Genomic DNA, 20835 nt, shown 5'->3' with positions numbered 1-20835 from the left:
ATATGCTAAACAAATCTAATCTTATTTCAGAAATAAATAAACATTGTAAAATACTATTTACAGAATCCTCATTTATTCTTAGTCCAAGTAGCGCAAATAGATTTAAAATCACTGGTGATAACACTTCAAAAGCAATTAACAACTACAATAATTCACTCGAAGAGATTAATGTAATTAAATGGTTTGGTGATTTCTGGATTTATATTATTATTAAATTTGAAGATCAAAATACTTTTATTTCTCTATCGGTTTTTCAAGGTTTGGGAAATGATAACAGAAAAAATCAATTATTTCGTGCTGAATGGGACGATTACAACAATGCCAGCGAGAAACACCCTCAACCTCATTGGCATATTACTTCTAATCAAGCAATTGAAAATACATTTGACGAATATGCCAATTCCTTCCAAGAAGAGGGTTTTATGGCTATTTTGAAAGAAGAAAAATCAAAAATCATTGATGTTAATAGGATTCATTTTGCAATGAATGGGAATTGGATTAATGATGAAAAAGATGTTCATGTTTTAAACAATGAATTGAAAATTGTTAAATGGTTTCAAGGTTTATTGGCACATATAAAAGTACAACTCGAATATGCAAAATAATTTTTGAAGATTTAAAATTAAAATCATTATTTTGAAACAAATTCTCTTTAAAAATACCAACATCTCCTATTCCGATACCGGGAAAGGAACCGCTATTGTCTTGCTTCATGGTTTCTTGGAAAACAAAGGCATGTGGGATTTTTATATTCCGGAGTTTGCTAAAAAAAGCCGCGTCATCACGATTGATTTATTGGGACATGGCGAAACAGAATGTTTGAGTTACGTGCAAACGATGGAAGATAATGCCGATGCTGTTCACGCTGTTTTATCGGAATTACGCATCCGGATAGCAATTTTTGTCGGGCATTCTATGGGCGGTTATGTTGCTTTGGCTTTCGCCGAATTATATCCTGATACGATAAAAGGATTGGTACTACTAAACTCGACCGCAAGAGCCGACAGCGAGGAACGAAAAACAAATCGGGATCGAGCTATCAAAGCGGTAAAACAATCTTTTATGAACTTTGTTTCACTTTCTATTGCAAACTTATTCAGCGAATCTAACAGAGAACGACTTTCATTAGAGATTGAAAGCGTAAAAAAAGAAGCTCTAAAAACACCGCTTCAAGGAATCGTTGCGTCACTGGAAGGAATGAAAATACGACAAGATCGGGAAGTGTTGTTGCACCTTACACCCTATCCAAAATTATTAATTCTGGGCGAAAAAGATCCTGTCCTGAATTACGAGGAAACCAAAGAACAAATTGAAAACACAACAGTAAAATTAGTGACTTTTCCGGACGGACACATGAGTCATATTGAAAACCAAGACCAGTTATTGATTGTATTGTTGGCTTTTTTCAAAAGCATCTAAATCATTCCTGATTTCAAATATCCTTTTTCAACCAATTCGCTTTTGTCTTTCAAATGGTGCATTTTTCCTTCTTTCATCAACGCTAGTTTTGTGGAAACCTTAATCACATTCTCATAGTTATGATCCGTGATAATAATGCCTTTTACACTTGACATTGTAGTGATTAATTCATTAATTTTTTCAATCATTATGGGCGACAAACCATTATAAGGCTCGTCCAACAAAACAAATTTTGACGCATTATTCAGTATTAATTTAATCTCTAAATACCGTAATTCTCCGCCGGATAAATGTTTTATTTTTTTATCCAACATCGATTGAATCATTTCATCAGCATAGAAATCCTGTAATTTCTCTTTGGCGATCGATAATAAGATTGTCTTTTGTATCGAGAATGAATTTGGAATAAAATTATCTTGAGGCAAATAACTGATTTCATTTAGCAAATTGCCGGTTTTTGATTTCACGACGCCATCAACTCGAACAAATTTAAAATCGGCAGTTACAATTCCGAAAATGATTTTCAACAAAGTAGATTTTCCGGAACCATTTCTTCCTAAAATACCAATGATATCTGCGGTTTCGCATTTCAAGTACACATCGGAAACTATGATTTTTCCATCATATTGTTTTTGAACACTGTCTACTTCTAAAATATTTTTAGTCATACGAGTTTCAGTACTACATTAATGAATAAAATCAGTACCATCGAAAAAACAAAATTCATCAGAAAACCATAGATGAATAAATTCAGTTTTGAGATTCCGTTATTGTAATAAAACAGGTATTCATTTTTAGCATTCACTTCTTTTATCAAAATACTGATGAAGAAACCAAAAATAATAACCACGTATTTGAAGGTTTCAAATCCTCCAAAAACCCATGCCAAAACACTTATTGACATGTTTATCGTCAAAGTGCTTTTGTAAAATTCAAAGATGTTGGCTAATTTTCTGATTGTGAATTCTATTTAAATTATTTTCTCTTCGAAAGGAATGCTTTCATCCAAAATTTCGCTTAATAAAAGAACCATTTGTTCTAAATAATTACTCAAAATTTCTTCATTTATAATTGAATTTATTTCTTTGTCTTCTTTAAAATTAAATGGAAGAAACCCTGCTTTTAAATTCTTAAAAGAGATAATTCCGGCTTCAATTGGCTTTCCTTTTGCCTCATGTTCATACATATAAGCATACGCGAGCACCTGAATGATTTTGTCGCTTTTAATATCTTCGGTTAATCGGTTCCAAGATTTCAAAGTGACACTCGCTTTTTCTACTTTACCCGTTTTGTAATCGATAATTCGAATGACTCCGTTGCGTTCTTCAATTCGGTCCACATTTCCTTTTATCAATACAGGAAAAGGCAAATTAGGATGATTTAAAGTTCTTCCAAAAGTTTGTTCTAAAGCTATAATTTTTATCGCATCACCATTTTTAATACTTTCTAATTCCACTTTCAGGAAATTCGAAACATTTCGTTTAGCCACTTCAAACGCCAATAAATTTCGACCTTTTTTGATTTCACCTTCTTTGTAAACCAATTTAAACTGTTTCAAAACCTCAGCGTCAATTTGTTTGAAACAATTTAGAATATCACTTTCAGAAATAAATTTACCAATGAAAGGCTCGTACAAAACTTTCAACGTTTCGTGGATAATGGTTCCCAAGGTATTCAAGGCAATGTTCTCCTCTACTTCTTCGACTTCGCTGATGCGTAAAATCTTCTGAAAATAAAACTGAATCGGATTCCGAATATAACTCGTCAATGCCGATGGAGAAAACCCTTTTTCTGCAATTTCTTTCAATCGTACCATCACACTTTCCGATTTTGGAATCACCATCGGTTGGTACGCCGTTTCAGGTAAAACAGCATTATAAATTTCGTGGGTCAACGTGTGATTTTTTTGCTTTTCGACTTCGAGTTGGGTTATGAATCGACTTTTTTCACCCGCATCTAAACCTTCACTTTCAGTATTATACAGTAAACAAATATTTTTGGCACGTTGCAATAAATGATAGAAATGGTAGGTATAAATGGCATCTTTTTCTTTGAATGTAGGCAAACCTAGTTCGCGTTTCACATCATACGGAATAAAAGAATTTTGTGATTTCCCCGCCGGAAATTTGCCTTCATTCATTGAAGTGACAATAACAGTGTCAAAATCCAAAACACGGCTTTCTAAGACTCCCATAATTTGCAAACCATTCAAAGGTTCTCCTTCAAAAGAAACTTCAGCCAAATCAATTACTTGTTTGTAAATCGCATAAAGCGTTTCTATTTTATCGATGTGTTCATGCTTGGAATAGTAATTAATCAGTTTATTGATGACTTTGAAAATAGCAAAAACAAAAGCCTTAGTGATTTTTTCTTCTTGGTTGTCGTTACTTAAATTTTCTTTTATAGTTTGCAATAATTTAGAAATAGTCTCTAATACCGGAATCGAACCATTTTCCCATTTTTGGAATAACAAGAGAAACAACTCGCTTGGAATTACATTCAATTCCATCAATTTATGATGCGTAATAAATGTATAATTATTTTGATTGATGGTATGGACAAGCGCGCTGGTTTTCGCATACGGCTCCACCAAAGGATGCGTCAAAATATCCAAAACATCTTTGTAATACAAGACATAACTTTTGGCATTTCTGGACAACGCATTCGTGTGCATTTTGAATAATTTGGCAATCAAAATCTGGGCTGGATTGTTCTTACTCGAATACCCCATTGTAATATTCAAAGCTCCAACGCTTGCGGGTAATGAATATAAAAGCGGGACTAACAGATTTTCCTCGCCCAAAACCACAGCCACTTTATCCAACTTGCCGTTGGGATTTTTATTAATGACATTCTCAATAATACTTCCGGCTATTTTGGCTTGGCCAATTGTTTTTGGTGTTCCAATAATCTGAATATTTTTAGTTTGCGAAAAATCATTTACAATCCATTCAAACGGATGTAGTTTATAATGTTTCCAACTTTCTTTGAAACGTCGCACAAACAGCCCTGCATCGTGATACGGATCATTGAGAAAGGTTTGGTCTACGTCCCAATATATTTTGGCCTGATCAGAAGCGATAAGGTGTTGAATTATTTTTTCTTCAGCGGCATTCAATGCGTTAAAACCAGCAAAAAGAAATTGTTTATTTTGTACAGAATTCGAAAAATGGTTTAAATTGTTTACCGCTTCACGATAAATTAATCCCTGATATCCGATTCCTTTATTCAGTAAATGAGTATAAAGGGATTGATAATAATTGGGTAGTAATTTCCAAAAATCGATATATTTCTCTAATAATACCGTTTTATTTTCGACTTCAATTCCCCATTTTTTAATATCCTCGATATCTTTCAAATACGAAAGAACATGTGATGGCTCTAATAAATAGCGGTCAATTTCATTAAAATCTTGTAACAGCGTTTTTGCCCAATTGGCAAACAATTCAAACGTTTGTTGGTTTGCTTTATCGGTAATGGATAAGTAGACTTCATAGAATTCAAATAATAGTTCAATGGGATCTATGGTGCGAATACCTGCAATATTTTGAACAAAATCTTCAATACTTATAATTTCGGGAGAAAGTATATTAGTTGAAACTTGATTTTTTAACGCTTCAATAAGAAATATTTTAGCTCGTTTGTTTGGTAAAACTACAATGGTATTCGAAAGATTGCCTGAGTAATTTTCAATTAAAACTGTGGCTATTTTATCTAAAAAAGAAGTATTTGTCATTTTATAAAAATAAAAAAACGCCCCGATAAATCGAGGCGTTTTCAAAAATATTTTAGAAAGAAATTATTCTTTAATCAAAGATATTTCAACTCTTCTGTTCATTGCTTTTCCTTTTGCATTTTTGTTAGTTGCAATTGGTTTAGTTTCTCCAAAACCTGAAGATCTAAGTCTATCAGCAGCAATTCCGTTTTCAATTAAATAATTTTTAACTGCAGCAGCTCTGTTCTCAGATAACGTTTGGTTAAGTTCATTACTACCATCACTATCACAATGTCCTTCGATCATAAATCTTGAATAAGGATATTCTTTTAATATTGAAGTGATTGATTGTAAAACTGTGTAAGTTCCTTTTTGGAAAGTAGATTTACCAGAATCAAACAAGATAATTTTACCATAGTTGTTTAAAGTCTTCATAACTTCTTCTGAAACTTCTGGACAACCTTGATTAGCAACAGTACCTCTTACATCTGGACATTTGTCATCTTTGTCTAAAACACCATCTCCATCAGTATCTGGCCAAGGACAACCTGCGTTTTCTTTAGGACCTGCAACAGCTGGACATTTGTCATCTTTGTCAGCTACTCCATCTCCATCAGTATCAGGACAACCTTTCAATGCAGCTAAACCAGCAACTTCTGGACAAGCATCATCTTTATCAGCAATTCCATCTCCATCTGTATCAGGACACCCGTTTAATGCAGCTAAACCAGCAACTTCTGGACAAGCATCAGCACTATCTTGAATTCCATCTCCATCTGTATCAGGACATCCGTTAAATTGTTTTAAACCAGCAACTTCTGGACAAGCATCATCTTTATCATAAATTCCATCTCCATCTGTATCTTTACCTCCAAATTTGAAGATAAGTCCAGCTGAATGTTGAAAATGTGATGGAGCATCTGGAGTTCCAGAAGCATCTACTCTATCACCAAAAGATTTTTTATATTTAGTAGCAAGTTCTAAACCTACATTTTCAGTAAACCATAAAGTTAAACCAGCACCCGGGTTTAAAGTTCCGTAGCTACTATCACCAAAGAAAGTATAACCTCCTCCAACAGATAAAGAGGGATCAATGATTTTAGAACTAATCAAATTCATGAAACTATATTTAACAGTTGCATCTACACCATAATACATTAAATCTCCAGGATTAGATACTACATAACCACGTGAATCATGACCTAATGCAGTTGGAGCAAATCTCACAAATTTGTCAATTTTATTCACAGAACCAGAAACTCCGAAAGAGAAATTATCTCCTACATATCTAGATAAAGTTAAATAAGACACCGAAGGAAGAATGTTCCAGTTGTCTTTAACTGCAAAAGGTTGAGAGAAATGTTGATCTAGCCAATTATGTCCTCCACCAGCACTAGCTTTAGTGTCTACGGCATTAACTCCAAAAGAGAGTGCCCATGGATTGTTACTGTCTTGTGCCTGAGAACTTAATCCCATCACCATCATTACAGCAACTAAAAGTTTGTTAAGATGTTTCATACTTAAATTTTTTAATTACAATTTAGTTAATTATAAACAAAAGTAATGCGTAAATTTTTAACTACAAAACTAAATGTTAAAAAAAACCCATAAAAACCGCCAAAAGTGGAAATTATATAACTTCAATTAAAAATTATATAACATTTAACATTCTACCAACTTCAACAAAAGCACTGATAGCCTTATCTAGATGCTCTTTTGTATGTGCTGCAGATAACTGTACTCTAATTCTCGCTTTATCTTTAGGAACTACAGGGAAAAAGAATCCAATAACATAAATTCCTTTTTTTAAGAGTTCATCTGCCATTTTTTGTGACAATTTTGCATCATACAACATAACTGGAACTATTGCTGAATCACCGTCAATGATGTCAAAACCTGCGTTCTTCATTCCTTCTTTGAAATAATTAGTATTCGATTCTAATTTATCACGTAATGAAGTATCCTTTTCTAATAATTCAAAAACTTTTATAGATGCACCAACAATTGCAGGCGCTAAAGAATTAGAGAATAAGTAAGGTCTTGAGCGCTGACGCAATATTTCGATAATTTCTTTTTTAGCAGTCGTATAACCTCCCATTGCACCGCCAAGTGCTTTACCTAATGTTCCAGTAATAATATCTACTCTTCCCATTACACCTTTTGCCTCGAGCGTTCCTTTTCCGGTTGCACCAATGAATCCGGCAGCATGACATTCATCTACCATAACCATCGCATCATACTTATCGGCTAAATCACAGATTTTATCCAAAGGAGCTACAACGCCATCCATCGAGAAAACACCGTCTGTGACAATTAATTTGAAACGAGTTCCAGCTTCTGTAGCCTTGATTAATTGTTGTTCCAGGTCTTCCATGTTACTATTTTCATAACGATAACGAGCCGCTTTACACAAACGAACTCCGTCTATAATGGATGCGTGATTCAAACTATCTGAAATTATCGCATCGTTTTCTCCTAATAAAGGTTCAAAAACCCCTCCGTTAGCATCAAAAGCTGCAGCGTAAAGAATAGTATCTTCGGTTCCGTAAAATTCAGAAATCTTTTTCTCCAATGTTTTGTGAATATCCTGAGTTCCACAAATAAAACGCACGGATGACATTCCGAAGCCATGGGTGTCCAAAGCATCTTTAGCAGCCTGAATCACTTCTGGGTGCGATGATAATCCAAGATAATTATTGGCACAAAAATTCAATACCGTTTCTCCTGTAGAAATAGTTATTTCTGCTCCTTGAGGTGAAGTTATAATTCTCTCTTTTTTGAAAATTCCATTATCTTCAATAGTCTGTAATTCTGCTTGAAGATGTTCTTTTATTTTTCCGTACATTTTTATATTTTTAAAAGTTCAATTTTGCGAATAATTCATTTTTAAGGCTACAAATTTACTACATCGATTTCTTTTCCGATGTAAATAAGTGCTTTTTTTATCACTTTATAACCCATTAACTCAATTGCTGTTTGATAATTTTCCAATTGTTGCTGGTATTTCACATTGTGTGTACCTGTTTTATAATCCAATAACAAAACTTCTTTGTTTTTTGTCAAAACCATTCGGTCCGGCTTAATAGTTGTGCCTTCTTTTTGAATAATAGTTTGCTCATTCAAAACTTCATTTCCTTCAGCAAAACAAATTTCTAATTCACTGTGATTAACAATTTCCTGAATCGTATTAAAAACAGTTTCTTTCTGACCAAAAGTTATCAATCCGTTTTCAATAGACTTTGTAATTGCCAAATCAACATCGTTTTTAGTTTTTACAAAAGATAAAATTTCATGAATCACATTTCCGTATTCTATAGCTTCCTGCTGATGCGTTCCCCACATTAATGCTTCTCGTTGCGCAATCTTTATGTTTTTAGGATTTAAAATTTCAGAAACCAAAGGAATCGTTTTTGAAGTATCGACATGTTGTTTTACGGAAGATAGTTTTGCTGCATTTCCAAATTCGTATTCTAATTTATCTTCGAAAAATTCGCCTTTGTTACCTAAATAATTAATGAAAAAGCTACACATATTATTCTTTGGCAATTCCCCCTTACTGGATAAATTCATGTTTGAGATAACATATAATTGTTCTTCGGCACGCGTTAAAGCCACATACAGAACATTAATGTTGTCCAATAATTCTTCCTGTTTCTTTTGGTTGTAAACCTCAGCAGCTTCCTCTCCAAAACCTTCCACCGCACTACTATTGTCTATTAAAACCTTTGGCAAACCAAAATCTTGTTCTTCAGCATTCAGCCATAATTTATCTTTTGGCTTTCTATTGTAATCTTCTTCGGCAAAAGGAAAAATCACGACTGGAAATTCCAATCCTTTCGATTTGTGAATCGTCATAATCCGAACGGCATTTGTCCCTTCCGGAGAGGGAATACTGAATTTCTCCGCATTTTTATCCCAGAAATTCAAGAAATCTGAAATTCCTGCCTGGTTCCGAATGTCGCGCTCGAGAACGATATCTAGAAAATATTGAACGTAAGCATTCCCCTCCCCGACCCTCCCCGAAGGAGAGGGAGCCGAAACTGGAGCAACAGAATCTAGAAAAATTTCTTGACTCGCTAACTCCTTTTTTATTTCTTTCAAAACTTCCGAAATGTTCTTTATAACTTGCTCATTAGTAAATCGAATTACTTTATACCCTAATTCAATTAGAGTCTGGGTTCTATATATGTCTAACTCAATCTGTTCTTCTGTAAAATGATAATCGCCATCCACTTCAACTACCAGTTTTTTTGACAAACAAACAAAATCAACAATAAAATCATCTATTAAATGTTGCTGCCTAAATTTATAATCTTCTAGTGCTTTCGATTTAAGCTCCATCCAAAGAACTTTCTCAGCATGCGTTGGATCCTTTCTCTTCTCTTTTGCTTTTTCAATTAAAAGATGAGAATAATTCCCGCCTGTCATGTATGCTAATTTACTCACACTGTTCACTATTACGTCACCCCTTCCTTCGGAGGGGGCTGGGGGAAGGAACTTTGCTATTATTGTCTCCACCGCTTCATACAATGATTTTTTTCGAATGTTTTGAAACGAAAGTGAGACATCAAAACTCATCAACCAATTTTCGAAATCAGTTTCCTGAAACAACGCCATTCCTTGAGCAACAAAATCGTGAATCGGTAATTTATCCTGACTATTTTGCGCTAAATATTGAAGAAAATTTGCTTTGGATTCTAAATCAGAACTGTTTTTCAAATATTTCAATAAATGAATAATTAATCGAACTTCGGTGGCATTTTGAATCATCAAGGTTTCCGAAGACAACAGCGGAATTCCCTGCTCCGTCAAATAATTCGCAATCGCAATTCCCTGACTTCGTTTTCGAGTCAGAATCACAATGTCTTTGTATTGAAAGCCTTGTTGTAGTACTTTTTGAATCGTATTTAATGTCGCTAAAACATACAAATCCGTTTTATCCAAAGTTTCTTCGTCATCTTCCGAAGTTTCTACTTTTGGAATAAAAGAAATATTTACATAACCGCCCGTTTTATCATTCGTTTTTTGATGGCTGTGGTTTTCATACAAATCTTTATAATCCAAATGCTCGAATTCATTCGATAACAATTTAAAAAAATCATTGTTAAATTCGATTATCTGCGAATAAGACCTGTAATTTTTATCTAAATGTTCGAGTCTTTTATCTGGATTGTTGAATGGGTTTTGGTCTTTGCTCAACTCAATGAATTGTTCCGCTTTTCCGCCACGCCATCTGTAAATGGATTGTTTGGGATCGCCCACAATCATCAAAGTCCCTTTTACACCGTAGTCATCCTGACCCGAAAGCGCATTATCAATTAGCGGAATCAGGTTCTGCCACTGCATTTCGGACGTATCCTGAAATTCATCAATAAAAAAATGACGGTAGCGCTCGCCCAATCGTTCGTATATAAAAGGTGCCGGCTGATTTTGAATCTCTCGGTGAATGATGGCGTTAAATTCTGAAATAGAAAGTACATTTTGTTCTTCCTGAATTTTGGCTAATTCATTACTTACGGTATTTAGTAATGATAATGGCGTAATGTTTTTCAGGAACGCTTTATAGAAATTTATCTTTTCGAAAGCCGTATAAACTTTAGTAAGAATTAGCAAAAATTCAGGAATAAGGTTTTCGATAATCGCTCGATCTTTTGCCGTTTTATTGATTGCAATATCATCAAACTCATGAAAAGTTTTATTCTTGGGATTGAATTTTCCTTGCTGAATACTATTAATATGATTTGGAAAAGTCCCTCTGGAAAAAGATTTTACATCAATTCCGTTTTTATCAATTACCGTTAGCGCTTCTTCTGCAAAAATAATAGTTTGCTTTTCTAAGTCTTTACAGGCTTCGGATAGTTTGTTTTTAATTTCGACAAATTCAGTGATGGATTTATCTTGAAAATGCGTGATTTCATTTCTGTTATTTTCGTTTAAAACCAACCGACCGGTTTCGAGAATTTCACGAGAAATATCCCAAGACTTATCATCATCGGTTTTTTCCATCGTGAAATCAATTAACAATTTTGTTAATGTTTCATCTTCTCCAGCTTGAGCAATAATAGCATCGACGGCTTCTATCAATAAATTTTCGGTATCCAAAGTGACTTCAAAAGTCATGGGCAAATTCAAATCATGCGCAAAAGCCCGAATCACTTTATGCGTAAACTTATCAATGGTCGAAATATCAAAAGCGGCATAATTATGAATAATGTGCTTGATGATTTGTTGCGATTTGGTTTTGATTTGGATAATAGACAATTCGGTATCTATCGCTAAATCCTGCATTAAATCCTGCGCTTTTGAACTAGGTTCCTCTTTGGCAAATTCAGAAAGACTGCCTACGATTCTACTTTTCATTTCGTGAACCGCTTTGTTGGTAAACGTAATAGCGAGAATGTTGCGATAAGCATCATTTTTTGGAGCAACAAGGATAATTTTCAGGTATTCTTTGACAAGCGCATAGGTTTTTCCGGAGCCGGCCGATGCGTCGTATATGGAAAAGGAAGGTCTTTGCATTGCGATTTTAGATTTCTGATTAACGATTTTAGATTTCTGATTTAGAATTAGCGTCCTAATTTCCCAAATCCCCTAGCCCTGATGGAAACGGCATCCTTTTTATAAGGTGATTTTTCTTCACCTTATAAAAAGATATAGTGAACAGCAGGAAATAGCTTCTAAAAACACACGTATTAATAGGTTACTTTTAAAATTTGTCCCGAAACTTCGGGATAAAACTTAAAAGTAGTATTTTTGCAGCATGGAAACAAATAGACAGAAAAAAATAGGTGGGGTTATCCAAAAAGATTTGGTTGATATTCTGCAAGGTGAAGTGAGAAAAAACGGATTGGCTAATTTAATCATTTCGGTATCCAAGGTTACGGTGACTACAGATTTATCAGTAGCGACAGTTCATTTAAGCGTTTTCCCTCAGGACAAAGCAAAAGAGATTTTAGAGGCGGTGAAGTCCAATGCTAAAAACATTAAGCATGATTTATCACAACGTGTTCGTTTGCAATTAAGAAAAGTTCCAAATTTAGTTTTCTTTATTGACGACTCTTTAGATTACATTGAAAAAATTGACAATGCTTTAGCAAATAGAGATAATCCTATAGAAAACAGAGATCTTTTGGACAAACGCAGATTTCAATAAAATTTGAATTTTCCCCTTTACATAGCCAAACGCTACATTCTTAGCAATAGTAAAAATAATGCTATCAATATTATCAATCGTATTGCCAGCATGGGAATTATTGTTGGCGCAATGGCTTTGTTTGTGGTTTTATCTGTTTTTAGCGGGTTGAAAGTTTTTAGTCTTTCGTTTACGAATGAGATTGATCCCGACCTAAAAATAAGCAGCACTCTAGGGAAATCTTTCTTGGTTTTACCAAGTCAGGAAAACCAAATAAAAAAAATTGATGGCATCGTTTCCTATTCTAAAATTATTGAAGAGCGCGTTTTGTTTACCTTTGATGGAAAACAGGAAGTTACTTACTTGAAAGGTGTTGATTCTAATTTCAGTAAAGTAAATGCCATAGAAACAAAACTTTTTAACGGACAATGGCTAAAACCCGACACCTATCAAGTGGTGGTGGGTTACGGAATTTCCCAAAAATTCTCCATGGGATTGCTTGATTTTAATCGTCAATTAGAAGTTTTAGTTCCAAAACCCGGAAAAGGCGCTATCGAAAATCCGGAACAAGCTTTTAACAAAACGGATCTAATTCCTGTTGGGATTTATGCCATTAGCGAAGATTTAGATTCGAAATATGTTTTTGCCGATTTAGGTTTAGCGCAGGAATTATTGGAGTACAAAACCAATCAAGTTTCTGGGATTGAAATCAAGACAAAAACCGATGCTGACGAAAGTGCCATTACAGAACAACTTCAAACCATTTTCGACAATAAAATCACCGTGAAAAACAGGGCACAACTCAACGAATCACTCTACAAAATGTTGAATACGGAGAATATTGCGGTTTATTTAATTTTTACATTAGTGATAGTTGTGGCACTTTTCAACCTGATTGGCGCACTGATAATGATGATTTTAGACAAAAAAGGAAACCTAAAAACCCTTTTTAATCTTGGAACTGAAATCAAGGATTTGCGAAAAATATTCTTACTTCAAGGTACTTTATTGAGTGTTTTTGGCGGAATTATTGGCTTAGTTCTAGGAATTATAATCGTTTTACTGCAAGAGTATTTTCAACTGATTATGATTACTCCTACACTGGCGTATCCAGTGATTTTCTCTCTAGAAAATGTATTGATTGTTATGGGAACAATTGTCACACTTGGCTTTATTGCTTCATTAATTGCAAGTAGTCGAGTAAGTAAGAAATTATTGGATTAATTTTTTTAATTAAAAAGAATATTTACATTTACCTTTCTTAAAATCTAAACGCTATGATAGTTTCTGTCTAGTCCTTCTTTATTTATAAAATAATTAGGGCCACTTTATTTACTTTTAGGTCCAGCTAATACGTCTGGACTGTCCATCTTATTAATCCTAATTTATCATGACAGAAACAACATTAGAAAAAAACTTATTTTCTCGAATTTTCTCAACATTAAAACAAGCTATCAAAGGAGATGAATCTTTTGATTACACGTCTGGAAGCATCAAAAAAGGAGTAATTCTTCTAGCCATTCCGATGGTATTGGAAATGCTTATGGAATCCGTTTTCGCTCTTGTCGATTTATATTTTGTTGGTCATTTAGAGCAAAGCAGTTATGCTATTCAAGCGGTTGGTTTAACCGAATCAGTAATCACGATTGTTTATTCTATTGCTATCGGGATTAGTATGGCTGCTACCGCGGTTGTTGCTCGTCGAATTGGCGAAAAAGATCCTGTTGCTGCTGCAAAAGCTGGAATGCAAGCCATCATTATTGCATTTGTCATCAATACAATAATTAGCATTTTTGGTTTTATTTACGCCAAAGATATTTTGTTATTTATGGGAGCTTCCGTTGAAGCAGCTGAATACGGGGTAAACTTCACTCGAATTATGATGGGCGGAAGTTTATGTATTATGCTTCTGTTTCTTATTAACGGAATATTCCGTGGTGCAGGAAATGCTGCTATTGCCATGAAAAGTCTTTGGCTAGCTAACATTTGCAACATTATTTTATGTCCCTTATTAATTAATGGATTTGGACCCATTCCTGCTTTTGGATTGATGGGTGCTGCAATGGCAACGACTATCGGAAGAAGTATTGGTGTTTTATACCAATTGTATCATTTATTTAATGGCAGAGGAATATTAAAAATTATACCTTCTTATTTTATTCCAGATTTGAAACAAATTAAAGCAATAGTAAAAATCGCTGCTCCTGGAGTATTACAGTTTGTAATTGCATCCTGCAGTTGGATATTTCTGGCTCAATTGGTCGCCACAACCGGTGGAGATCATGGTTCAGCTGGATATCAAACGGCATTGCGCATCATGATGTTTTTTATTCTTCCAGCTTGGGGGTTAAGTAATGCCGCAGCAACTTTAGTAGGTCAAAACTTAGGTGCCGAAAAAGTTGAACGTGCCGAAAAATCAGTTTTTACCACTGCAAAATACAATGTGATTTTTATGGCTATTATTACGGTTATTACACTGATTTTTTCCAGTTCCCTGATTTCATTTTTTACTAACGACCTTATTATTCGGAAGATTGCCGTTGAAGCATTGCAAACCATGTGTTTGGGATATGTTTTTTACGGAATAGGAATGGTGTTAATTAATACATTCAATGGCGCTGGTGATACCTGGACTCCAACAATGATTAATTTTTTCGGATTCTGGTTGTTCCAAATTCCGTTGGCTTATTTATTGTCCAAATATTATAAAATGGGACCAACAGGTGTTTTTATAGCGATTCCTATAGCCGAAACTGCAATTACTTTAGCAAGCATCATTCTCTACAAAAGAGGAAAATGGAAACGTATAAAAGTATAAGACAAAAGGCTTAACAAATTTGTTAAGCCTTTTATATTTTAAACAACCTCGTATCCCACGTACGCTTCTTCGATTTCATTCAAAGCGGCGAATAATTCTTCAGGACGATCTAATGTTACTAATTTTTGTTTGTGGGTTTTAAAAGAATGAATTCCTTTGAAATAATTGGTGTAATGAGGACGCGTTTCCACAATTCCTAATCGTTCGCCTTTCCATTCCATCGCCCAAGTGAGGTGATTTCGAACGGCTTCTACTCTGTCTATAACAGTTGGTTTTGCTAAATGTTCTCCCGTTTTGAAATAATGTTTGATTTCGTCAAAAATCCAAGGATAACCAATGGCAGCGCGACCAATCATGATTCCGTCGATGCCGTATTCATTTTTATATTGTAATGCTTTTTCCGGAGAATCGATATCTCCATTACCGAAAATTGGCATTGTAATTCTAGGATTATTTTTTACTCGGGCAATGTGCGACCAATCAGAATGACCTTTATACATTTGAGCACGAGTTCTAGCGTGTATGCTTAAAGCGGCAACACCAATGTCTTGCAAACGCTCTGCAACCTCATCAATATTAATGGAATTATCGTCCCAACCCAAACGCGTTTTTACGGTTACCGGCAAATGGGTACTATCAATTACAGCCTGAGTCAAACGAATCATTAAATCAACGTCCTTAAGAACTCCCGCTCCGGCACCTTTGCAAACGACTTTCTTAACGGGACAACCAAAATTAATATCGATTATATCTGGGTTTACCGTGGAAACAATTTTGGAAGACAACGCCATAGCTTCTTCGTCACCACCAAAAATCTGGATGCCTACAGGGCGTTCGTAATCGAAAATATCTAATTTCATTCGGCTTTTGATGGCATCCCGAATTAATCCTTCGGAAGAAATAAATTCAGAATACATCATATCGGCACCATGCATTTTACACAATCTGCGGAAAGGCGGATCGCTCACATCTTCCATAGGTGCGAGAAGTAAGGGGAAATCTGGTAATTCTATGTTGCCTATTTTTATCAAGGGATTTTTTTTGCAAAAATACGTAAATGTTTGTAAGTCTAAAACATTTTCTTTTCGGTTAGGTATTTCCAATAACGCTTGGGAACGTGTTGAACGTGCAACTTGGTATTTTTCCGTTCTTTTATATTGGTATGATCAAAATATTCCCACCATAGTTTTTGATAATTGATTTCAGTATCTGAGAAAACTTGATTGTTTTTATCATCCAATGATTTGATGTCTAAATCCATCATCACAATTTCAGCATCATTCAAATCATAATACACACCATATTTGCGACGAAAATCATAAATAATCCATTTTTGATCTTGGTATCGATTTTTAAAATGTCTAATTATTAAAGTCAATACATCGAAATCAGGATCAATTTTAGCAAAATAAATACCGTCTTTCAATTGTTCGAAACGAATAAAGGCTTCCATTCGATGCTTCTCACGACCAACATTTTTAGTGAGTTGAGAAATTTGCAAAACACTTTCATTCGAAAAATCTTTCATGATATTAATAGTAGGATTTTGAACCGCGTAATTAATTACATCGAAAATCACATCTTCAACACTTGATTTTTCAGAGAGAAAAGCCCAAATAATGCAACGAACACCATCACTTCCAATTTGTGCATTGAGTTTTTTAATCACCCTATCCGATTTAGAAACATCAGTAATGATTTCTATTTTTTTTGCAAATAAATTCTGCTGTAGATCGTTTTTTTTACTGATTTTGGGGTCTAGATATTTGTATTCATAAATTTCAAAAACCGCAGTCAATAAACCCTCAAAAGTATTATCGTAAAAAAGTTGTGTCATTGAGTAATGATAATTGATTATCAAATGGTTTTTCAAATTTGGACTTCATATCGCCCAGAATAATTTCTTTAAGATTCAAGGCGTTTAAGAATTTTAAATGTGTGTTTTCATTGCTTACCGATATAAAATACTTGGCTCTATTTACAGAAACTCCAATTTTCTTGAGGTGTTCCATTGATAGATTTTGAAAACGGCGTGCATACACAATTTTGTGCGCTGATTTAACTCCGATTCCAGGAACACGCAAAATCATTTCTAACGGAGCATGCTGAATTATTACTGGAAAATGCGTGATATTCCGCAACGCCCAACCCATTTTTGGGTCGACTTCTAAATCGAGAAACGGATTATTTTTTTCTAGAATTTCATTGGCTTTAAAGCCATAAAAACGCATGAGCCAATCGGCTTGATATAACCGGTTTTCACGTACCAACGGCACTTGAGCTCCTATTGCCGGCAAACGAGCATCATTAGAAACCGGAACGTAACCTGAATAATACACTCGCTTAAGATTAAAATTATTATAAAAATGATCCGCAACTTGAATGATTTGAAAATCGTTTTCCTGTGTTGCCCCTACAATCACTTGGGTACTTTGACCAGCTGGAGCAAACTTGGGCGTACTTTTGAATTTTTTCTTTTCTTCTTTATATTGAATCAACTCATTTTTCACAAAACGCATCGGTTTAATCATATCCTGATGGTTTTTATCTGGCGCCAATAATTTCAATCCGGATTCAGTGGGGATTTCAAGATTCATACTCAACCTATCCGCGTATAAACCTGCCTCTCGCATCAATTCATCGCTAGCGCCCGGAATACTTTTCAAGTGAATGTATCCGTTAAAATTGTGTTCTAACCTTAATTTTTTGGCCACACGAACCAAACGTTCCATGGTATAATCGGCATTTTTGAAAATTCCCGAACTTAAAAAAAGCCCTTCTATATAATTTCTTCTATAAAAATTGATGGTCAAATCAACGACTTCGTCTACGGTAAAAGCAGCGCGCTGAATGTCATTACTTTTTCGAGTAACGCAATAGGCACAATCGTAAATACAAAAATTTGTCAACAGAATTTTTAATAACGAAACACAACGTCCATCCTCCGTATATGTGTGACAAATTCCCGAACTGGACGAATCGCCAAGTCCTTTATTAGTATTTTTTCGATTGCCACCACTGGAGGAACATGACACATCATATTTAGCTGCATCTGCGAGAATTTCTAATTTTTCTTTAATTTTATCGAAGTTCAAATTAAGTATATTTTAATTTTAAAGGAAGACAAAGTTAGTTATAAAACACTTGTTATAGTTTTATTTTGAGTTAATTAACACGCGAAAAAAGTAATACCAAGTATAACAATCGATTACAAATTAATACTATTTTTACAAAAACACACAGATGCATTTTGATTTTGGATTTTATAGTTCAGTTTTACTTATTTCTTTTACTCAAGGCATTATTTACAGTTGTCTATTACTTGCTAAAGCTATTAAAACCGAAAATAAATCTAATTATTGGCTGAGTCTTTTTATTTTTCTATGTAGCCTCTACATTGCTCCTTGGCTACTTGGTTTTGGTGGTTGGTATGACAATCAACCGTACCGAGATATTTTGTTTTACACACCGTTACAACACCTCTTTTTTATTGGACCCGTAATCTTTTTTTACACGCAAAGTTTATTGAATCCTTCATTTAAATTTTCAAAAAAAGACATTATTCATTTACTTCCCGGTTTTATTTACTTTATCTATATCATCTCCATTTTTATTTACGATACGTTTATTTATGGTGATTACTACTTTTATAAAGACGGAATGGACAAGGATTTTGACGCATCATATCAAAAACTAGGATTGACTTCCATGATTGTTTATTTTATCTTAAGTATTCGATACTATAATGTGTATAAAAAACTAATGTTTCAGGTGGTAAGTTTCGCTGATTCCATTTTGTTTAAATGGATAAAAACCTACTTGATTGCCTTTCTGATAATGCTTGTACTGCCAATTATTTTTGACATTATTGAATTTATTTATCCAGAAATGAAATCTTACAAAGGTAGCTGGTGGTTTTATTTATTCTTTTCGATTGTCATGTATTATATTGCAGTTATGGGATATTCTAATCCTGTGCTGTCATCCATTCCATATAAAATGTCATTATTTGATAAAAACCCCGTTCTTTTATCGGGTGAAAATCAACCTAGCGAGACAGAGACGATTATTAATATTCAGCATGAAACTTTTAAAGAAACTATTTCGCCCGAAATCGAGCACTGGAAATCTAAAATTGAAACGCTGATTCAAGAACAAAAACTATATCAAAATCCTGAATTAACACTTACGGATTTAGCAAAAAAATTAGAAACCAACGCTTCAATAATTTCTAAAACCATCAATCAAGGTTTTCAAATGAACTTTAACGATTGCATCAACACTTACCGCATTGAAGCTGTAAAAAATAGTTTTGAAAATGGCGAACATAAAAAATCGACCTTACTGGGAATTGCTTTCGATTGCGGATTTAACTCAAAAGCAACTTTTAACCGCGCTTTCAAAAAAAATACCGGAAAAACACCCAAAGAATATCTCGCTTTTCTATAAAACACACCTGACTAACGATTTATATACTTTAAAAATGAGTGTCAAATTATAATTTGAAGCGCTCAACAGTTTTTTATGCTCCAACTTTGCCTTGTTGTTAATTACTAACAGCATGAAAACCTAAAGCATAAATTATGAAAAAAATCTTCTTCGCAATCGTACTAACAATTACGTCGTTTGCAAATGCGCAACTAAAGGGTTCCGGAAAATTAGTTACAAAAACCTTAGAGTACAAAAACTTTGACAAAGTCTATTTTGAAGATTTAGATGGAAAAATCGAAATCGAAATTGGTAAACCTTGGAGTGTTTTAATTACAATTGATGACAACCTAGAAAGTCTTTTACGTCTATCAGAAAATGTTTCAGAGAATGAGTTAAAAATTCAATTCAAAGGAAACAAAGACAATCAAATGTATGTTGAAAACACCAATTTGAAAATTAAAATTACAATGCCGGAAGCGAGTGTCATTAAGAATTCCGGAAACAGTAATTTGAATGTTCAGAATATTTCAGGTCATTACTTTAAACTAGAAAATACTGGAAATGGTAGTAGCAATATTAGTGGTACAGTTGATGTTTTGGACATTATCAAAATTGGAAATGGCGATGTTGATGCTTCTAATCTTAACGTTAAAAAAGCAGAATTAAAAAGCATGGGAAACGGAGATTTGACCGTAAATGTTTCTGAAACGCTTTCAGCAAAATTAACCGGAAATGGCGATATTATAAATACAGGCAAAGCAAATTTTGATTCAGATTCAAAAAAATTAGGCAATGGAGTTTTAATTCTAAACCACTAACAAATTCAAATCTAAAAATATGAAACTAAGAACTAGAATTACAAAACCTACACTATTACCAAATTGGTCACAAGATTTATTTTTAACAATTCCGCGAATTATATGTGGATATTTACTCGCCTTCAATTTTGGAGCAGCAAAATTCGGAATGCCTTGGTCGCCTATCGATAATAACTTAGGATTATTTGAAGTCGCTTTTTGGTTCCCCAATGATGTTGCAAAGTATGGCGGAATTTTTGCCATCGCTCCAGCGTTCTTTGCTTGGACAGGTGCCTTTGTAGAAGCAGTGGGTGGTATATTTTTACTACTGGGACTGCAAACAAGAGTAACATCACTCCTTGTAATTTGTACGATGCTGGTTGCTATTTTCATGCAACAAATCAACAACGGATTATGGAATTGTCTTGCTGCAATGGGATTTCTCTGGGTGTCTATGTTCTATTTAATCCTTGGTTCAGGAAGATTTGGAATTGATTATTTATTAACTAAAAACAACGCGTAA

At 34.2% G+C, this 20835-nt stretch carries 17 protein-coding genes; 8 read left to right on the top strand and 9 right to left on the bottom strand.

Annotation, left to right across the window (positions count from 1 at the left end):
• Positions 1 to 2 precede the first annotated feature (2 nt).
• Together ACNQF6_RS01980 and ACNQF6_RS01975 are read left to right on the top strand one after the other, a co-directional pair.
• Complete coding sequence (locus tag ACNQF6_RS01980) at positions 3 to 605, top strand: hypothetical protein (protein ID WP_417962752.1); 603 nt, start codon at positions 3 to 5, stop codon at positions 603 to 605.
• A gap of 31 nt (positions 606 to 636) precedes the next feature.
• A complete protein-coding gene (locus ACNQF6_RS01975) occupies positions 637 to 1419 on the top strand; it encodes an alpha/beta fold hydrolase (RefSeq protein WP_417962750.1) in 783 nt (260 codons plus the stop codon).
• On the opposite strand, the gene ACNQF6_RS01970 is transcribed toward ACNQF6_RS01975, so the two are convergent.
• The 6 genes from ACNQF6_RS01970 to ACNQF6_RS01945 all read right to left on the bottom strand — a co-directional run bounded on the left by ACNQF6_RS01970 (position 1416) and on the right by ACNQF6_RS01945 (position 11653).
• The gene (locus tag ACNQF6_RS01970; protein WP_417962748.1) at positions 1416 to 2087 is read right to left on the bottom strand and encodes an ATP-binding cassette domain-containing protein; all 672 of its coding nucleotides are present in this window, start codon (positions 2085 to 2087) and stop codon (positions 1416 to 1418) included. The genes ACNQF6_RS01975 and ACNQF6_RS01970 overlap by 4 nt on opposite strands.
• Complete coding sequence (locus tag ACNQF6_RS01965; RefSeq protein ID WP_417962746.1) at positions 2084 to 2323, bottom strand: hypothetical protein; 240 nt, start codon at positions 2321 to 2323, stop codon at positions 2084 to 2086. The genes ACNQF6_RS01970 and ACNQF6_RS01965 overlap by 4 nt, the downstream gene beginning before the upstream one ends.
• A gap of 66 nt (positions 2324 to 2389) precedes the next feature.
• On the bottom strand, positions 2390 to 5155 hold the full coding sequence (locus ACNQF6_RS01960; protein ID WP_417962744.1) for a PD-(D/E)XK nuclease family protein: 2766 nt from the start codon (positions 5153 to 5155) through the stop codon (positions 2390 to 2392).
• A gap of 63 nt (positions 5156 to 5218) precedes the next feature.
• Positions 5219 to 6652: an OmpA family protein gene (locus tag ACNQF6_RS01955; protein ID WP_417962742.1), complete on the bottom strand. Its 1434-nt coding sequence runs from the start codon at positions 6650 to 6652 to the stop codon at positions 5219 to 5221.
• A gap of 133 nt (positions 6653 to 6785) precedes the next feature.
• Positions 6786 to 7979 (bottom strand): glycine C-acetyltransferase, encoded by a 1194-nt coding sequence (gene kbl / locus ACNQF6_RS01950; protein ID WP_417962740.1) that lies wholly within the window; start codon positions 7977 to 7979, stop codon positions 6786 to 6788.
• A 47-nt stretch (positions 7980 to 8026) separates the two neighbouring features.
• The gene (locus ACNQF6_RS01945) at positions 8027 to 11653 is read right to left on the bottom strand and encodes a UvrD-helicase domain-containing protein (protein ID WP_417962738.1); all 3627 of its coding nucleotides are present in this window, start codon (positions 11651 to 11653) and stop codon (positions 8027 to 8029) included.
• Positions 11654 to 11894: 241 nt separating this feature from the next.
• On the opposite strand from ACNQF6_RS01945, the gene rbfA reads away from it, so the two are divergent.
• From rbfA to ACNQF6_RS01930, 3 genes are all read left to right on the top strand, one after another.
• The gene (gene rbfA, locus ACNQF6_RS01940; protein WP_099714149.1) at positions 11895 to 12287 is read left to right on the top strand and encodes a 30S ribosome-binding factor RbfA; all 393 of its coding nucleotides are present in this window, start codon (positions 11895 to 11897) and stop codon (positions 12285 to 12287) included.
• 3 nt (positions 12288 to 12290) lie between these two features.
• A complete protein-coding gene (locus tag ACNQF6_RS01935) occupies positions 12291 to 13490 on the top strand; it encodes an ABC transporter permease (protein WP_417962736.1) in 1200 nt (399 codons plus the stop codon).
• 166 nt (positions 13491 to 13656) lie between these two features.
• Complete coding sequence (locus ACNQF6_RS01930; protein ID WP_417962734.1) at positions 13657 to 15084, top strand: MATE family efflux transporter; 1428 nt, start codon at positions 13657 to 13659, stop codon at positions 15082 to 15084.
• Between the two features lie 38 nt (positions 15085 to 15122).
• Here ACNQF6_RS01930 and dusB read toward each other — a convergent pair whose 3' ends face one another.
• Genes dusB through ACNQF6_RS01915 form a run of 3 tightly spaced genes read right to left on the bottom strand, consistent with a single transcriptional unit; the run spans position 15123 to position 18179 of the window.
• Positions 15123 to 16115 carry a tRNA dihydrouridine synthase DusB gene (gene dusB, locus ACNQF6_RS01925; protein WP_113664890.1) on the bottom strand — a complete coding sequence of 331 codons (993 nt, stop codon included), beginning with the start codon at positions 16113 to 16115 and terminating at the stop codon, positions 15123 to 15125.
• 38 nt (positions 16116 to 16153) lie between these two features.
• Positions 16154 to 16921 (bottom strand): TIGR03915 family putative DNA repair protein, encoded by a 768-nt coding sequence (locus tag ACNQF6_RS01920; protein ID WP_417962732.1) that lies wholly within the window; start codon positions 16919 to 16921, stop codon positions 16154 to 16156.
• Positions 16899 to 18179, bottom strand: coding sequence for a putative DNA modification/repair radical SAM protein (locus ACNQF6_RS01915; RefSeq protein WP_417962730.1), 1281 nt, complete (start codon positions 18177 to 18179; stop codon positions 16899 to 16901). Before ACNQF6_RS01915 ends, ACNQF6_RS01920 begins: the two co-directional genes overlap by 23 nt.
• Positions 18180 to 18327: 148 nt before the next feature.
• On the opposite strand from ACNQF6_RS01915, the gene ACNQF6_RS01910 reads away from it, so the two are divergent.
• The 3 genes from ACNQF6_RS01910 to ACNQF6_RS01900 all read left to right on the top strand — a co-directional run bounded on the left by ACNQF6_RS01910 (position 18328) and on the right by ACNQF6_RS01900 (position 20835).
• A complete protein-coding gene (locus ACNQF6_RS01910) occupies positions 18328 to 19533 on the top strand; it encodes a helix-turn-helix domain-containing protein (protein WP_417962728.1) in 1206 nt (401 codons plus the stop codon).
• Positions 19534 to 19667: 134 nt separating this feature from the next.
• Positions 19668 to 20333, top strand: coding sequence for a GIN domain-containing protein (locus ACNQF6_RS01905; protein ID WP_417962726.1), 666 nt, complete (start codon positions 19668 to 19670; stop codon positions 20331 to 20333).
• Positions 20334 to 20352: 19 nt separating this feature from the next.
• Positions 20353 to 20835, top strand: a complete 483-nt coding sequence (locus ACNQF6_RS01900; RefSeq protein ID WP_417962724.1) for a DoxX family protein — start codon at positions 20353 to 20355, stop codon at positions 20833 to 20835.

The sequence above is a fragment of the Flavobacterium pasteuri genome (assembly GCF_048286615.1).
Lineage (GTDB): Bacteria > Bacteroidota > Bacteroidia > Flavobacteriales > Flavobacteriaceae > Flavobacterium.
Note: the sequence above shows the minus strand (reverse complement) of the source record. Positions and strands in the feature narration are given on the sequence as shown.

Bases quoted from the DNA above. Each gene is read 5' to 3' on its own strand.
- ACNQF6_RS01980 (WP_417962752.1), top strand. From the start codon at position 3: ATGCTAAACAAATCTAATCTTATTTCAGAAATAAATAAACATTGTAAA.
- ACNQF6_RS01970 (WP_417962748.1), bottom strand. From the start codon at position 2,087: ATGACTAAAAATATTTTAGAAGTAGACAGTGTTCAAAAACAATATGAT.
- ACNQF6_RS01965 (WP_417962746.1), bottom strand. From the start codon at position 2,323: ATGTCAATAAGTGTTTTGGCATGGGTTTTTGGAGGATTTGAAACCTTC.
- ACNQF6_RS01960 (WP_417962744.1), bottom strand. From the start codon at position 5,155: ATGACAAATACTTCTTTTTTAGATAAAATAGCCACAGTTTTAATTGAA.
- ACNQF6_RS01955 (WP_417962742.1), bottom strand. From the start codon at position 6,652: ATGAAACATCTTAACAAACTTTTAGTTGCTGTAATGATGGTGATGGGA.
- kbl (WP_417962740.1), bottom strand. From the start codon at position 7,979: ATGTACGGAAAAATAAAAGAACATCTTCAAGCAGAATTACAGACTATT.
- ACNQF6_RS01945 (WP_417962738.1), bottom strand. From the start codon at position 11,653: ATGCAAAGACCTTCCTTTTCCATATACGACGCATCGGCCGGCTCCGGA.
- rbfA (WP_099714149.1), top strand. From the start codon at position 11,895: ATGGAAACAAATAGACAGAAAAAAATAGGTGGGGTTATCCAAAAAGAT.
- ACNQF6_RS01930 (WP_417962734.1), top strand. From the start codon at position 13,657: ATGACAGAAACAACATTAGAAAAAAACTTATTTTCTCGAATTTTCTCA.
- ACNQF6_RS01920 (WP_417962732.1), bottom strand. From the start codon at position 16,921: ATGACACAACTTTTTTACGATAATACTTTTGAGGGTTTATTGACTGCG.
- ACNQF6_RS01910 (WP_417962728.1), top strand. From the start codon at position 18,328: ATGCATTTTGATTTTGGATTTTATAGTTCAGTTTTACTTATTTCTTTT.
- ACNQF6_RS01905 (WP_417962726.1), top strand. From the start codon at position 19,668: ATGAAAAAAATCTTCTTCGCAATCGTACTAACAATTACGTCGTTTGCA.
- ACNQF6_RS01900 (WP_417962724.1), top strand. From the start codon at position 20,353: ATGAAACTAAGAACTAGAATTACAAAACCTACACTATTACCAAATTGG.